Source organism: Nocardioides yefusunii (genome assembly GCF_004014875.1).
In the GTDB taxonomy this organism is placed as follows: Bacteria; Actinomycetota; Actinomycetes; order Propionibacteriales; family Nocardioidaceae; genus Nocardioides; species Nocardioides yefusunii.
The window spans coordinates 1764376-1777722 of sequence record NZ_CP034929.1 but is presented as its reverse complement, the minus strand read 5'-3'; the positions used below and the strand labels follow the sequence as shown (position 1 = coordinate 1777722).

Here is a 13347-nt window from a genome sequence, read left to right as displayed (position 1 = left end):
TAGCAGTGTCTGCTGAGCTCGACGCGCTCTACCAGGAAATCATCCTGGACCACTACAAGAACCCGTTGAACGCAGGTCTGCGTGACCCGTTCGGCGCCGAGGTGCACCACGTGAACCCCACGTGTGGTGACGAGATCACGCTGCGTGTGCAGCTCGACGGTGACAAGGTCGCCGACATCTCGTACCACGCCGAAGGGTGCTCGATCTCCCAGGCGTCGACGTCGGTCATGACCGACCTGCTCATCGGACTCGACAAGGACGCCGCGCTGGCGATCCACGAGAACTTCCTCACCCTCATGCAGGGCAAGGGGAAGATCGAGCCGGACGAGGACGTTCTGGGAGACGGCATCGCCTTCGCAGGCGTCGCCAAGTTCCCGGCGCGCGTCAAGTGCGCCCTGCTCTCGTGGATGGCCTTCAAGGACGCGACCGCCCAGTCGCTGACCGGCTCCACCGACACCACCCAGGAAGCGTGATGCACCCCAACTCGCTCAACCCGGAGAACGCGCCGGAGGCCACCGAGCCTGCCGAGGCCGCTGCGGGCACCCACACCCACGCCGACGGTTCCGAGTGCGGCCACGACCACTCCGACGCGGGTCACTCCCACGCCGGTCATGGTCACGCCCACGCCGAGCCCCAGCCGGGTCTCGGCCACCAGGGCCATTCCTCGGAGGGTGAGGCCTTCACCAGCCTGTCCACCGTCGACATCGACGACGTCGTCGAGGCCATGCGTGACGTCGTCGACCCCGAGCTCGGCATCAACGTCGTCGACCTGGGTCTCGTCTACGGCATCCACGTCGACGAGAACTCCAACGCGGTCATCAACATGACGCTCACCTCGGCGGCCTGCCCGCTGACCGACGTCATCCAGGACCAGACCGAGATGGCGCTCGAGGGCCTCGTCGCCGACGTCGCGGTCAACTGGGTCTGGATGCCGCCGTGGGGCCCGGACAAGATCACCGACGACGGTCGCGAGCAGCTGCGCGCGCTCGGCTTCAACGTCTGAGCCTGACCTTCGTAGGGTCGTTCGACCACTCACCTGAGGACCTCCGGTGGTGTGTGGCGCTAGCCTCGTTCTCATGGAGAGCGAAGCGGTGCTGCACCCCGACCCGGTGGTCCTCAGGCGTTTCTGGGAGACCCACCGTGCCAAGCTCCACCTCAACGACCTGGAGGCCTACCAAGGTGTCTCGGGGCTCCAGGCGCTCACGCCGGGTGCCTGGAGCTACGGCGCCACCCGCGCCGAGGCCGACGACTTCGTCACCGAACTCCTCACCCAGGGGAGTGTCACGCTGGTCACGCCCCTGGATGCGTACGGTGACGAGGATCTGCCCGTGGCCGGCACCCTGTCGATCCTCTGCGACGGCGAGGGACGACCGGCGGTGATCCTGGTGGTCGACGCCGTGGACGTCTCGGCGCAGGCCGTGGCGGAGACGTTGCGTGCCGTGGTGGGGAACGAACTGCGGTGACGACCCTTGAGGTGCCCGACGCACGTCTTCCGCGGTGGGTGGAGAATTTCGTCGCGCGCCACGGCGAGGTCGTCGACTCCGGCTCCGGCGACAGACGACCGGGAACCGTGCACACCGCCGCGGACGGTTCGTGGTTCCGCATCGGCTCGTACTTCGGTGCCGCGACGAGGCTGCCCGACGACGTGCCCCAGGACTGGGGTGTGCTCGTGGTGCGCAAAGGCGGTTTCGCGGTCGCGCGGATGGCGAAGGACCAGATCGTGACGAGCAAGGTGGGACGTCGTCACGTCCAGGGCCGATCGAAGGCCGGCGGCCAGTCCCAGCAGCGCTTCGCCCGGCGCCGCGACAACCAGGCCCGCGCGGCCTACGAAGCAGCAGCGGAGTACGCCGTTGAACACTTCGCCGGGTTGCAGGGTCCGGTGGTGGTGGGTGGGGACGCGGATGCGATCCGTGAGGTCCTCACCGCTGCTCCTTTGAAGAAGTTCACCACGATCGACGGTCCCCGCGACGTCGACGAACCCCGCCGCGCCACCCTCGAGGAGTTCGTCAAGCGAACCACGTCCTGGCAGGTCGAGGTCGAGAACGCCCCCGGTACCTGAGTCGTTCTGCCACGATGGCCGCATGTGGCAGCCGGATCCGGGCTGGAGACGCCTCGGGGGAGCAGGGCCGGGGTCGCGTGGCGTCTGGGAGGTCCCCGGTCTGTCGCCACGGGTGCTGAAACGTCTGGTGCGTCCCGGCCCCGAGGATCCCGACGAACGTTCCGACCCCACCCATGGTGCCTGGTGGCGGCGCGAGGCAGAGATGGCCGCCCAGCAGGTGTTCGCTTCCACGGTTGGTCTGCGTTCGCCGCCCTGCCTGGAGATCCGTGAGGACGACGAGGGGATCACTCTGGTCCACGCCCGGGTGCTCCGTCACGACGTCGCACCGGTCGAGGTCGCGACTGCTGCGGGTCGTTTCGCCACCGCAGGGCTGGGGCCCTGGGGGAGCGAGGCCTTGGCGAGCAGCGATGCGCAGGCCGCAGGTGCGGCGGCGAGGAACCAGTTCGATGAACGTCTGCGGATGGTTGCACGGGGAGGAGGGTGGACGGCGCTCCTGGCTCACGGCGGGTTCGCCGACGTCATCCGGGTCTGGGCACGCCGGGAGACGATCCGGGCTGCGGTGGCGGCGGCACCGCGCTCGCTGTGCCACGGAGACCTGACTCCGGACAACGTCGTCGGGATCTCGCACGGGCACGTGCTCGCCGTGGACTGGGCTCAGAGCGGGGTCGCGGCTCGTGGCACCGATCTGGGCTATCACGCCGCCGCCGCGGGAGTGGCCGTCGACGCCCTGCTTCCGGCCTACGTCCACGGCGCGGAGTTCGGCGGCGTCACGTGCGAGATTGCACAGGTGAAGGACGTGGCCTGCGCGGTGGCCGTCTTCACGGTCGCCACCCGAACCGACCGCGTTCTGGCTGCGGGGTGTGCACCTGAGCTGGAACGACGACACCTCGCGGCCCTGGCGGGCAGGGCCGACGAGGTGTCGTGGTTGTTGCGGCGCTTCTGATCCGCGGCGGATCTGGACCGGGGTGAGGTCAGAGGGTGCGGGCCGCGAAGGTGTCACAGGACTTCAGCGAACCGGTCTCGTAGCCGGTCATGAACCAGTTCATCCGCTGCTGCGACGAGCCGTGGGTCCAGCCGTCGGAGTTGACCTTGCCGCCCGAACGCTGCTGGATCCGGTCGTCGCCGACCGCCTTGGCCGAATCAAGTGCTTCGGAGATGTCGCTGCGGTCCAGTTCCTCGATGATCGCGACCCCGTCGTCGCCGGCCAGACCGGCGGCCGATCGGGCCCACATGCCGGCGTAGCAGTCGGCCTGCAGCTCGAGGCGCACGGCGTCGGAGTCGGCACCTTGCTGGGTGCGGACCTTGTTCATGGTGCCCAGCAGGTTCTGGATGTGGTGGCCGTACTCGTGGCCCAGGACGTAAGGCTCGACGAAGTCGCCCCCCTGGCCACCCAACTGGCCCTCCAGGACGTCGGAGAAGAAGGTGGTGTCGAGGAAGATCTGCTGGTCGGCCGGGCAGTAGAACGGACCCATCGAGCTGCTCGCGGCGCCACAGGCGGTGGAGACGTTGCCGGAGAAGGTGTTGACCACCGCGGGACGGAACTTCTTGCCCTGGGCGGTGAACTCGTCGTCCCAGAAGGCGTAGAGGGAGTTCTCGACCGCGACGCGGGCGCAGTCGACCGACGAGTTCGCGTCCTCGCCGGTCTTGCAGGAGGCGTAGCGGGCGGAGTCTTCACCGGCCATCCGCGACACGTCGGTCCCTGCGCTCTGGCCGAAGATCTGGTCCAGCCCCGCGCCGCCGACACCACCGGTGCCGCCACCCCCGCCGAGGCACGACGTCGCGAGCACGACGAGGAGCACGATCACGACGCCAGCGCCACCGCCGGCCTTGAGGCTGCCGGGCAGGGGAACGGAGCCGCCGCCGAGACCGCCTCCGAGCCCTCCGCCCCCGGAACGCCCCCGGTCGCTGGTACGGCTGGTGTCCAGATTCGCCTTGGGGTTGAAACGCATGGGGTCTCCTCGGGGATGCGACGGGCTGGCTGTGAGGTGCGGCCGCAGGCCACGCAGGCCCTGTGACACAGCCTAAGGGGCGGCGTCGTCGAGTCGGGGGAAGGTCAGGTCCGCGCGTAGGATCGCGCTGTCGCGCCGCCTGCGCGACATGCACCGCCGCCAGGCCCTGTTGCACGTCGGGCCGTTCGGGCCGGCGCTGCCATGCCGTGCCGCAAGTTGAGAGACGCTGATGATCACCGTTCATGACCTCGAGATCCGTGTGGGCGCCCGCCTCCTGATGGAGGGCGTCAACTTCCGTGTCGCCGCCGGCGACAAGGTGGGTCTCGTGGGGCGCAACGGCGCCGGCAAGACCACCATGACCAAGGTCCTGGCCGGGTGGACCACCCCGGACGGTGGCACCGTCTCCAAGAGTGGCGACGTCGGTTACCTGCCGCAGGACCCCCGCGCCGGTGACCCGGAGGTCATCGCCCAGGACCGGATCCTCTCGGCCCGTGGGCTCGACGACGTGGTGCGCCGCATGCGTCAGGCCGAGATCGACATGACCAGCGACGACGAGAAGCTGCGTGACAAGGCGATGCGTCGGTACTCACGTGCCGACGACGAGCTGCACGCCAACGGTGGCTACGCCGCCCAGTCCGAGGCCGCCACGATCGCGGCCAGCCTGGGCATCGAGGAGCGGATCCTCGCCCAGCCCCTGAAGACCCTCTCGGGTGGTCAGCGTCGTCGTGTGGAGCTTGCCCGCATCCTGTTCTCCGGCGCCGAGACCCTGATCCTCGACGAGCCGACCAACCACCTCGACCACGACTCGATCGTCTGGCTGCGTGAGTTCCTCAAGAACCACAAGGGCGGATTCATCGTGATCTCCCACGACAACGAGCTCATGGAGTCGGTGGTCAACAAGGTCCTGTACCTGGACGCCAACCGCGCCACGATCGACGTCTACAACATGGGCTGGAAGCAGTACATGACGCAGCGCGAGACCGACGAGCGTCGTCGTCGTCGCGAGCGTCAGAACGCCGAGTCCAAGGCCAAGGTCCTCACCGACCAGGCCAACAAGATGCGCGCCAAGGCGTCCAAGGCCACAGCTGCCCAGTCGATGCTCAAGCGCGCTGAGAAGATGATCTCCGGTCTCGACGCCGAGCGTGCCCAGGACAAGGTCGCCGCGATCAAGTTCCCCGCTCCCGCCCCCTGCGGCAAGACCCCGCTCATGGGCGAGGGCCTCTCGCGCTCCTACGGCGCACTGGAGATCTTCACCGGCGTCGACCTCGCGATCGACAAGGGTTCGCGCGTCGTCATCCTGGGCTTCAACGGTGCCGGCAAGACCACGATGCTGCGCATCCTCGCCGGCGTCGACGAGCCCAACAGCGGCGAGATCATTGCCGGACACGGACTCAAGGTCGGCTACTACGCCCAGGAGCACGAGACCCTCGACACCTCGCGCACCGTCCTGGAGAACATGCAGCGTTCGGCGCCGCAGCTCACCGACACCGAGGCCCGCTCGGTCCTGGGATCGTTCCTCTTCTCCGGTGACGACGCCCACAAGCCCGCCGCGGTGCTCTCGGGTGGCGAGAAGACCCGACTGGCTCTGGCCGCGCTGGTCGTCTCCAGCGCCAACGTGCTGCTCCTCGACGAGCCCACGAACAACCTCGACCCCGCCTCGCGCGAAGAGGTCCTGAACGCCATCCGCTCCTACGAGGGCGCGATCGTCCTGGTCACCCACGACGAGGGCGCCGTCCGCGCACTCGACCCCGACCGCGTGCTGCTCCTGCCCGACGGCGACGAGGACATCTGGAACGACACCTACCTGGACCTCGTCTCCCTGGCCTGAGCCCTCGCTGCTCGCAGACCCCACCGGTGTGAGTCGTGAAATGACCCGTTTCGCGACTCACACCGGTGGGGTTCACTGCGCCAGAAGGGCTACCGGTGAGTAGCAAGCGGCCCTAGGATCGCGCCATGACTGCTGCGACCGAGCCCACCACCCGACCTGCCGCACCTTCCGCCGAGGAGCTCGCGGCCGTCGGCCTGCGTTACGAGGTCGAGGGTCCGGTGGCGACCATCACCCTCGACCGCCCCGAGGTCCGCAACGCCCAGACGCCGGCCATGTGGCGGGCACTCGGTGCGCTGGGACGAGCGATCGGCGACGACGTGCGGGTGGTCGTGGTCACCGGGGCCGGGGGCACGTTCTCCTCCGGGCTCGACCGTCGGATGCTCGACCCCCGCGGCCCCGGGGACGGTCAGGAGAGCGTCGTGGCGCTGTTGGCCGGCACCGACGAGGCGATGGCCGACACGATCGGGGAGTACCAGGAGGGCTTCACCTTCCTGCGAGACCCGCGCTTCGTCTCGATCGCCAAGGTCTCCGGCCACGCCGTGGGCGCCGGCTTCCAGCTCGCGCTCTCGTGCGACTTCCGGATCGTGGCCGACGACGTCGCGTTCGCGATGAAGGAGTCCGCGCTCGGCCTCGTCCCCGACCTCACCGGCACCCAGCCGTTGGTCGAGGCGGTCGGCTACAGCCGGGCGCTGGAGATCTGCCTGACCGCCCGGACGGTCGGGGCCGAGGAGTCGGTCCGCCTCGGGCTGGCGTTGCAGGCGCACCCCGTGGCCGAGCTCGACGAGGCGGTCGCCACGTTCGCGGCCGCGATCTGCACCCCGATGCCCGGCGTGGCCTCCGCGACCAAGACAATTCTCCAGGGCGCGCAGCAGCGCGACCTCGACACCCAGCGACGCATCGAGCGCACCGAGCAGGTCCAGCGCTTCCGTGCCGTCGCAGCGGCCCTGGGACAGGGGCGCTGACCCCTCGAAGGACGTGAACGTGCGATGAACGCACCGGCCATGGGACACGGGCACCTCGCCCAGGACCGTTCGGTCAAGAAGGCCAAGGTGGAGCGCACCGCGCTGCGGCGGGTGCTCTCCTTCGCCGGTCCGCACCGCCGCACCATCGGGTTCTTCCTCGCCCTCACCGTCCTCGACGCACTGCTCGTCGCGGTGCCGCCGTTGCTGATGCAGCGGATCATCGACGACGGCGTCGCCGACGGAGACACGCGGCTCGTGGTGTGGCTGGCCGTCGCGGTCGGTGTGGTCGCAGTCGTCAGCGCGCTCCTCACCGTCGGATCGGGGCTGCTGTCCAGCCGGATCGGCGAAGGTCTGATCTACGACCTCCGCACCAAGGTCTTCTCCCACGTCCAGCGGCTGCCGTTGGCGTTCTTCACCCAGACCCAGACCGGTGCACTCGTCTCCCGCCTCAACAATGACGTGATCGGTGCCCAGCGTGCCTTCACCTCCACGCTGCAGAGCACGGTGGCGAACCTGATCGGCGTCGTCGTCGTGGGTGCCACGATGCTCGTCCTGAGCTGGCAGGTCACCCTGGCCTGCGTGGCGATGGTGCCGTTCCTGCTGATCGCCTCGAAGTGGGTCGGCGGGAAGGTCTCTGGGCTGACGCGCGCCCAGATGGACGGCAACGCCGACATGGGCAACACCATGACCGAACGCTTCAACATCGGTGGCGCCCTGTTGCTCAAGCTCTTCGGTCGCCCCACCTTCGAGGACGCCCACTACGCAGGCAAAGCAGCCGTGGTCCGCGACCTCGGCGTGAAGATCTCCCTCTACACGCGCTCCTACATGGCCGTGATGGCGCTGGTGCCGGCGCTGGCCACTGCACTCGTCTACGGCATCGGTGGCGTGATGGCGATCAACGCCTCGCTCACCGTCGGTACCGTCGTGGCGCTCTCCATCCTGCTGACGCGACTGCTCGGACCGCTGCAGGCGCTGGCCAACGTGCGGATCGACATCATGACCGCCCTGGTCAGCTTCGACCGGGTCTTCGAGATCCTCGACCTGCCCAGTTCCATCACTGAGAAGCCCGACGCGATCACTCTGGCCGGAAACCGGGCCGGGGTCGAGTTCCGCGACGTCCACTTCGCCTACCCGGCGTCCGGATCGGCTCCCGCGCCGTCCCTGGGAGCCGTGGCCCAGACCCGCAGCGACGCCGGTGTCCCCGTACTGAACGGCGTCAGCTTCACTGCCCGCCCGGGCGAGATGATCGCGCTGGTCGGTCCTTCGGGCGCAGGCAAGTCGACCCTGACCCACCTGGTGGCGCGCCTCTACGACGTCGACTCCGGTCAGGTCCGCGTGGGCGACGTCGACGTGCGTGACCTCACCTCGGCGTCCCTGACCGACACCGTCGGGTACGTCACCCAGGACGCGCACATGTTCCACGACACGATCCGCGCCAACCTCGCCTACGCCCGCCGTGACGCCGACGAGGCAGCGATGTGGGACGCGCTGGAGCGCGCCCAGGTCGCTGACCTGGTGCGCAACCTTCCCGCCGGGCTCGACACCGTCGTCGGGGACCGGGGCTACCGTCTCTCCGGTGGTGAGCGTCAGCGCCTCGCGATCGCGCGCCTCCTGTTGAAGTCGCCCGCCGTCGTCGTCCTCGACGAGGCCACCGCCCACCTCGACTCCGAGTCGGAGGCAGCGGTCCAGCGTGCCCTCGACGCTGCTCTGGAGGGACGCACCTCGTTGGTCGTCGCGCACCGCCTCTCCACCGTGCGCAACGCCGACCAGATCCTCGTCGTCGACGGCGGGAAGATTGTCGAGCAGGGCACCCACCTCGACCTGCTCGGACAGCGTGGCCTCTACGCCGAGCTGCACGCGACCCAGTTCGAGGGTCAGTCCGCGGTCTGATCGGGGCGTGGTTAGCCTCGACGCATGGATCTGTTGCTGACCGACCGCGTCCACATCGTCACCGGAGGCACCCGCGGCCTCGGCCGGGCCAGCGCCGAGGCGCTGGTGGCCGAGGGTGCGAAGGTGGTCATCTCCTCACGTGACGCCGATGCCGTGGCGCGCACCGTGGCTGCCCTCGGTGCCGACAACGCCGTCGGACTGGCCTGCGACAACGCCGACCCGGACACGCCGCAGGCGCTCGTCGACCTCGCGTTGGCCCACTTCGGACGACTCGATGGCGCCCTGGTCAGCGTCGGTGGTCCAGCAGCCGGCACCGCGCTCAGCGCTGCCGACGAGGACTGGCGTTCGGCGTTCGAGTCGGTCTTCCTGGGCGCAGTGCGCCTGGCCCGCGAGGTCAGCGCTCACCTCGGCGACGGCGGCGCGATCGCGTTCGTGCTCTCCACCAGCGTGAAGTCGCCGGTGGCGGGCCTCGGCATCTCCAACGGTCTGCGCCCCGGCCTGGCGATGGTCGCCAAGGAGATGGCCGATGAACTGGGTGCCCGTGGCATCCGGGTCAACACCCTGCTCCCCGGACGCATCGACACCGACCGGGTCCGTGAACTCGACGCCACCCGTCCCGACCCGGACGCAGCGCGGGCCTCGTGGGAGCAGAAGATCCCGCTGGGTCGCTACGGACGTCCCGAGGAGTTCGGTGCAGCTGCGGCGTTCCTGATGTCGCCGCGCGCCGGGTTCGTCACCGGCGTGCAGCTGCCGATCGACGGCGGGCTGCTGCCGGTCTGAGACCGGCCCGCTCGGGAGCCGGGCGTCCTGGTCTCAGGCGTCCTCGGGGTCGGGGGAGCCGCCTGCGACGTCGTCGCCGGTGCTCTCGTCCTGCTGGTCACGCCACTCGTCCCACAGCAGGTAGCCGAAACCAGCCACGGCCAGGAACCCGAAGAACCACCACTGGATGCCGTAGAAGAAGTGCGGCCCCTCGTTGAGTTCAGGCTTGCTGGGCAGGGTCAAGGACTCCGCCGGGGCCGGCGTCTCGGTCTCGACCTGGACGAACCCCTGCAGGAACTCCATGCCGTCGAGGTCGAGGGACTTCGCGATCTCGACACTGTTGACGGCGCGGGTCGAGTGGTCCTTGACGGCAGTGGAGTCGCCCTCGGCGTCGACGCGCACCCAGCCGTCGACGGTCACCTCGCCCGAGGGGGGAGCAGGCACGTCGTCGGGCACGGCGCCGCGGTTCGCGGTGCCCCACCAGCCACGGTCCACGATCACGGCGGTGCCGTCACCGAGGTCCATCGGGACCAGCACCTCGACGCCAGGTGCGCCCTGCGCGCCGGTGCGGTAGCGCACGTGCACGGTCTCCTCGGGCAGGTAGGTGCCGGTGGCGGTGACGTGGCGCCACTCGGTGTCCTCGGCGACCGGGTGCTCGACCGAAAGGACGTCCTCGACCGGATCAGCAGCCAGAGCCTCGTTGCGCAGCACCGAGGCGTTGCGTTCCTTGCGGTCCTCGAGACGCCCGAACTGCCACTGGCCCAACCACACGGCCAGCCAGGTCAGCAGGACGACGGCGACGAGGAAGAGGGCCCACCGCTTGGAGAGAAGGAACTTCAGACGCTGCACCGCACGAGCCTAGCCCGGCGGGTGAAGGAGTCAGGCGTCGGCGGGGGAGGCTGCCGGCGTAGACGTGGGGTGTGCCACGACGTCCTTGAGGAAGCCGCGGGCGGTGAGGAAGCCCGACAGGCTCACGCGGTGTTCGTCGCAGGCCAGCCACGTCTTGCGACGCTCAGGCGTGTGGATCTTGGGGTTGTTCCACAGCAGCGCGTGCAGGGCCGGTGCGGTGCAGCCCTTGGCCGAGCACGGGTCGACGTCGTCGTGCCCGGTCGTGGTGCCGAGGCCGGCGAAGATGTCCATCAGTCCTGAGTCCTGTTCGTTGCTTCGTTCGCGTCGCCCAGGTCGGTCGTGGCGTGGATGACGGGACGCTCACCGCTGCCACCGAGCTGGAACTGCGGGCTGACGCCGTCGAGCTCGAACTCGTCACGACGCATGTCCTTGGAGTTCGCACCCACCACGGCGACGTAGGGCAGGAAGACGGCGCCGGCCAGGAGAACCCACATCGGCCACTGGGGAGCGAACGCCGCAGCGCCGAGGAAGCAGACCAGACGGATGCTCATCGAGATCACGTAGCGACGCTGACGACTCGACAGATCGGCCTCGGGATCGGGTGCCGCCGTGGTGATCCGAACCACGTCGTCGTGCTTGCCAGCCATGCTGGCGAGAATACCCGCAGGCGGGTGAGGCATCCCCCTCGCCGCCTACTCGCGAGTAGCCCGAGGGAGCGCCGGCGACGCCGTGAACAGGCGTTTCGGATACCGAACGGTAATCATTACGGTCAAGCCCCGTGACCGAAAAGAGCCTCACCCCCGACGTCGACGCCGCCGCCACCCCGGCCGAGCAGGCGCCCGTCCACACTCCCCGTAGCGTCCTGGTGACCGGCGGAAACCGTGGCATCGGCCGCGCCGTCGCCGAGGCGTTCCTCGCCCAGGGCGACAACGTGGCCGTCACCACTCGCACCGGCGGCGCCCCCGAAGGTGCCCTCGACATCCGTTGCGACGTCACCGACCCTGCCCAGGTGGACGCCGCGTTCGCCGAGGCCGAGGCCGCCCACGGGCCCGTCGAGGTCCTGGTCGCCAACGCCGGCATCACCCGCGACACCCTCGTGCTCCGGATGAGCGACGAGGACTGGGACGACGTGATCGCCACCAACCTCACCGGATCGTTCCGCCTCGCCCGCCGCGCGTCGAAGTCGATGCTGCGTCTGCGTCGCGGCCGGATCGTCTTCGTCTCCTCCGTCGTCGGGCTGCTCGGCTCGGCCGGACAGGTCAACTACGCCGCCTCCAAGTCCGGCCTCGTCGGCATGGCCCGCTCGCTGGCCCGTGAGCTCGGTTCCCGCGGCATCACTGCCAACGTCGTCGCCCCCGGCTTCGTCGACACCGACATGACGGCCGTCCTCAGCGACGACCAGAAGGCCGGCATCAAGCAGCAGGTCCCGTTGGGGCGCACCGCGCGACCCGAGGAGATCGCCGCCGCGATCACCTTCCTGGCCTCGGAGCAGGCCGGCTACGTCACCGGTGCCGTGATCCCGGTCGACGGTGGCCTCGGCATGGGTCACTGACCCACCCCTTCCTTCTCCCCACTCACTCGGCGTCGTCGTGGCGCCAGACGAAAGGCCCTCTCATGGGAATCCTCGCAGGCAAGCGCATCCTCGTCGCCGGAGTCACCATGGACTCCTCCATCGGTTTCGCGACCGCCAAGGTCGCCCAGGAGCAGGGCGCCGAGGTGCTCATCTCCAACTTCGGCCGCGCCCTCAACATCACCAAGCGGATCGCGAAGCGCCTCCCGGTGGAGCCTCCCGTCCTGGAACTCGACGTCACCAATCCCGAGCACCTCGCCGGCCTGGCCGACCAGGTCCGTGAGCACGTCGACGGCCTCGACGGTGTCGTCCACTCCATCGCCTACGGCAACCCCGAGACGCTGCTGGGCGGCAAGTTCCTCGACGGTCCCTGGGACGACGTCGCGCAGGCCGTGCACGTCTCGGCGTACTCGTTGAAGTCGCTCGCCGTGGCCACCCGCGAGCTGATGGCTCCCGGCGGCTCGATCGTCGGCCTCACCTTCGACGCCACCGTCGCCTGGCCCGCCTACGACTGGATGGGCGTGGCCAAGGCCGGTCTGGAGTCCACCAACCGCTACCTCGCCCGCGACCTGGGCCCCGAGGGCATCCGCTGCAACCTCGTCTCCGCCGGTCCGCTGAAGACCCTCGCTGCCAAGGCGATCCCCGGCTTCGAGGACCTCGAGTCGTCGTGGAAGGACAAGGCCCCGCTCGGCTGGGACGAGTCCGACCACACCCCGACCGCCAAGGCCGTCGTCGCGCTCCTGTCCGACTTCTTCCCGGCCACCACCGGTGAGATCGTCCACGTCGACGGTGGCTTCCACGCGATGGGCCTCTGAGACCCAGGTTGGAGCCCAGTGACAGGGTGAGGGTGGGAGGCACATCGCCTCTCGCCCTCACGCACGTACGGAGGGCACGCCGTTCTCCCTCGGAGCACATCTGATGACCACGCCCGCGCCCACCCAGCGTCGCCTCGTCCTGATGCGGCACGCCCAGGCAGAGTCGTTCGCCGACGACGACCACGGCCGTGAACTCACCGCTCGGGGCACTGCCGACGCTGGGGCCGCCGGCACCTGGCTGAGCGAGCAGGGGATCGTGGTCGACCATGCCGTCGTCTCTTCCGCGACGCGGACCCGGCAGACTTTCGCTGCGATGCGGGCAGGGGCCGGGAGTTTGCTCGAGCCCGACATCCGGATCGACCTCTACTCGGCCGGACCCGAGTCCGCGCTCGACGAGCTGCGCCTGTGCCCGGACGAGAGCACGACGCTGCTTCTGGTGGGGCACAACCCGACCGTCGCCCTGCTCGCGAACCTGTTGCAGGACGGCGCCGGTGACCCGGTGGCCGAGGCCCGGCTCGCGCAGGGGTATCCGCCGGCGACGATCACCGTCCTGACCTTCGACGGCAACTGGGACCAGCTCTCGTTCGGCGACTGCCGACTCCTCGACGTCCACACGGCCCGGGCCTGAGACGCCTGCACCTCTCGACGCGACGATGGCCCCGCACC

General features: G+C 69.4%; 16 protein-coding genes. 12 read left to right on the top strand and 4 right to left on the bottom strand.

The features are described 5' to 3' along the window. Positions 1-5 precede the first annotated feature (5 nt). The 5 genes from sufU (at position 6) to EOV43_RS08080 (ending at position 3002) form a co-directional block, all read left to right on the top strand. Complete coding sequence (gene sufU / locus EOV43_RS08100; RefSeq protein WP_277745804.1) at positions 6-473, top strand: Fe-S cluster assembly sulfur transfer protein SufU; 468 nt, start codon at positions 6-8, stop codon at positions 471-473. Between the two features lie 215 nt (positions 474-688). After that, entirely contained in the window at positions 689-1003 is a 315-nt protein-coding gene (locus EOV43_RS08095; protein ID WP_128222210.1) for a metal-sulfur cluster assembly factor, read from the top strand. Positions 1004-1076: 73 nt separating this feature from the next. Continuing rightward, the gene (locus EOV43_RS08090) at positions 1077-1463 is read left to right on the top strand and encodes a hypothetical protein (protein WP_128220839.1); all 387 of its coding nucleotides are present in this window, start codon (positions 1077-1079) and stop codon (positions 1461-1463) included. Further along, positions 1460-2059, top strand: a complete 600-nt coding sequence (locus EOV43_RS08085; protein ID WP_128220838.1) for an acVLRF1 family peptidyl-tRNA hydrolase — start codon at positions 1460-1462, stop codon at positions 2057-2059. Before EOV43_RS08090 ends, EOV43_RS08085 begins: the two co-directional genes overlap by 4 nt. 22 nt (positions 2060-2081) lie before the next feature. After that, a complete protein-coding gene (locus EOV43_RS08080) occupies positions 2082-3002 on the top strand; it encodes a phosphotransferase (RefSeq protein ID WP_128220837.1) in 921 nt (306 codons plus the stop codon). Positions 3003-3030: 28 nt separating this feature from the next. Here EOV43_RS08080 and ypfJ read toward each other — a convergent pair whose 3' ends face one another. Further along, positions 3031-4008 carry a KPN_02809 family neutral zinc metallopeptidase gene (ypfJ, locus tag EOV43_RS08075; RefSeq protein WP_128220836.1) on the bottom strand — a complete coding sequence of 326 codons (978 nt, stop codon included), beginning with the start codon at positions 4006-4008 and terminating at the stop codon, positions 3031-3033. A gap of 229 nt (positions 4009-4237) precedes the next feature. Here ypfJ and EOV43_RS08070 point away from each other — a divergent pair, with 229 nt between their 5' ends. The 4 genes from EOV43_RS08070 to EOV43_RS08055 all read left to right on the top strand — a co-directional run bounded on the left by EOV43_RS08070 (position 4238) and on the right by EOV43_RS08055 (position 9468). Beyond that, the gene (locus tag EOV43_RS08070) at positions 4238-5836 is read left to right on the top strand and encodes an ABC-F family ATP-binding cassette domain-containing protein (RefSeq protein ID WP_128220835.1); all 1599 of its coding nucleotides are present in this window, start codon (positions 4238-4240) and stop codon (positions 5834-5836) included. Between the two features lie 125 nt (positions 5837-5961). Beyond that, on the top strand, positions 5962-6798 hold the full coding sequence (locus EOV43_RS08065) for an enoyl-CoA hydratase/isomerase family protein (RefSeq protein WP_128220834.1): 837 nt from the start codon (positions 5962-5964) through the stop codon (positions 6796-6798). Positions 6799-6822: 24 nt separating this feature from the next. Then, positions 6823-8688: an ABC transporter ATP-binding protein gene (locus EOV43_RS08060; RefSeq protein ID WP_206611293.1), complete on the top strand. Its 1866-nt coding sequence runs from the start codon at positions 6823-6825 to the stop codon at positions 8686-8688. Positions 8689-8712: 24 nt separating this feature from the next. Further along, entirely contained in the window at positions 8713-9468 is a 756-nt protein-coding gene (locus EOV43_RS08055; protein WP_128220833.1) for an SDR family oxidoreductase, read from the top strand. A 33-nt stretch (positions 9469-9501) separates the two neighbouring features. On the opposite strand, the gene EOV43_RS08050 is transcribed toward EOV43_RS08055, so the two are convergent. Genes EOV43_RS08050 through EOV43_RS08040 form a run of 3 tightly spaced genes read right to left on the bottom strand, consistent with a single transcriptional unit; the run spans position 9502 to position 10943 of the window. After that, positions 9502-10296: an SURF1 family cytochrome oxidase biogenesis protein gene (locus EOV43_RS08050; RefSeq protein ID WP_128220832.1), complete on the bottom strand. Its 795-nt coding sequence runs from the start codon at positions 10294-10296 to the stop codon at positions 9502-9504. 30 nt (positions 10297-10326) lie between these two features. Further along, a complete protein-coding gene (locus tag EOV43_RS08045) occupies positions 10327-10587 on the bottom strand; it encodes a hypothetical protein (RefSeq protein WP_128220831.1) in 261 nt (86 codons plus the stop codon). Continuing rightward, positions 10587-10943, bottom strand: a complete 357-nt coding sequence (locus tag EOV43_RS08040; protein WP_128220830.1) for a DUF3099 domain-containing protein — start codon at positions 10941-10943, stop codon at positions 10587-10589. The genes EOV43_RS08045 and EOV43_RS08040 overlap by 1 nt, the downstream gene beginning before the upstream one ends. A 215-nt stretch (positions 10944-11158) precedes the next feature. Here EOV43_RS08040 and fabG point away from each other — a divergent pair, with 215 nt between their 5' ends. From fabG to EOV43_RS08025, 3 genes are all read left to right on the top strand, one after another. After that, positions 11159-11848, top strand: coding sequence for a 3-oxoacyl-[acyl-carrier-protein] reductase (gene fabG / locus EOV43_RS08035; protein ID WP_239022297.1), 690 nt, complete (start codon positions 11159-11161; stop codon positions 11846-11848). A 62-nt stretch (positions 11849-11910) separates the two neighbouring features. Continuing rightward, entirely contained in the window at positions 11911-12681 is a 771-nt protein-coding gene (gene fabI / locus EOV43_RS08030) for an enoyl-ACP reductase FabI (protein ID WP_128220828.1), read from the top strand. Between the two features lie 103 nt (positions 12682-12784). Beyond that, positions 12785-13309 carry a SixA phosphatase family protein gene (locus EOV43_RS08025; RefSeq protein WP_128220827.1) on the top strand — a complete coding sequence of 175 codons (525 nt, stop codon included), beginning with the start codon at positions 12785-12787 and terminating at the stop codon, positions 13307-13309. Positions 13310-13347: the final 38 nt, after the last annotated feature.

Bases quoted from the DNA above. Each gene is read 5' to 3' on its own strand.
- EOV43_RS08025 (WP_128220827.1), top strand. From the start codon at position 12,785: ATGACCACGCCCGCGCCCACCCAGCGTCGCCTCGTCCTGATGCGGCAC.
- EOV43_RS08080 (WP_128220837.1), top strand. From the start codon at position 2,082: ATGTGGCAGCCGGATCCGGGCTGGAGACGCCTCGGGGGAGCAGGGCCG.
- EOV43_RS08045 (WP_128220831.1), bottom strand. From the start codon at position 10,587: ATGGACATCTTCGCCGGCCTCGGCACCACGACCGGGCACGACGACGTC.
- EOV43_RS08040 (WP_128220830.1), bottom strand. From the start codon at position 10,943: ATGGCTGGCAAGCACGACGACGTGGTTCGGATCACCACGGCGGCACCC.
- EOV43_RS08090 (WP_128220839.1), top strand. From the start codon at position 1,077: ATGGAGAGCGAAGCGGTGCTGCACCCCGACCCGGTGGTCCTCAGGCGT.
- EOV43_RS08065 (WP_128220834.1), top strand. From the start codon at position 5,962: ATGACTGCTGCGACCGAGCCCACCACCCGACCTGCCGCACCTTCCGCC.
- EOV43_RS08070 (WP_128220835.1), top strand. From the start codon at position 4,238: ATGATCACCGTTCATGACCTCGAGATCCGTGTGGGCGCCCGCCTCCTG.
- EOV43_RS08055 (WP_128220833.1), top strand. From the start codon at position 8,713: ATGGATCTGTTGCTGACCGACCGCGTCCACATCGTCACCGGAGGCACC.
- ypfJ (WP_128220836.1), bottom strand. From the start codon at position 4,008: ATGCGTTTCAACCCCAAGGCGAATCTGGACACCAGCCGTACCAGCGAC.
- fabI (WP_128220828.1), top strand. From the start codon at position 11,911: ATGGGAATCCTCGCAGGCAAGCGCATCCTCGTCGCCGGAGTCACCATG.
- EOV43_RS08060 (WP_206611293.1), top strand. From the start codon at position 6,823: ATGAACGCACCGGCCATGGGACACGGGCACCTCGCCCAGGACCGTTCG.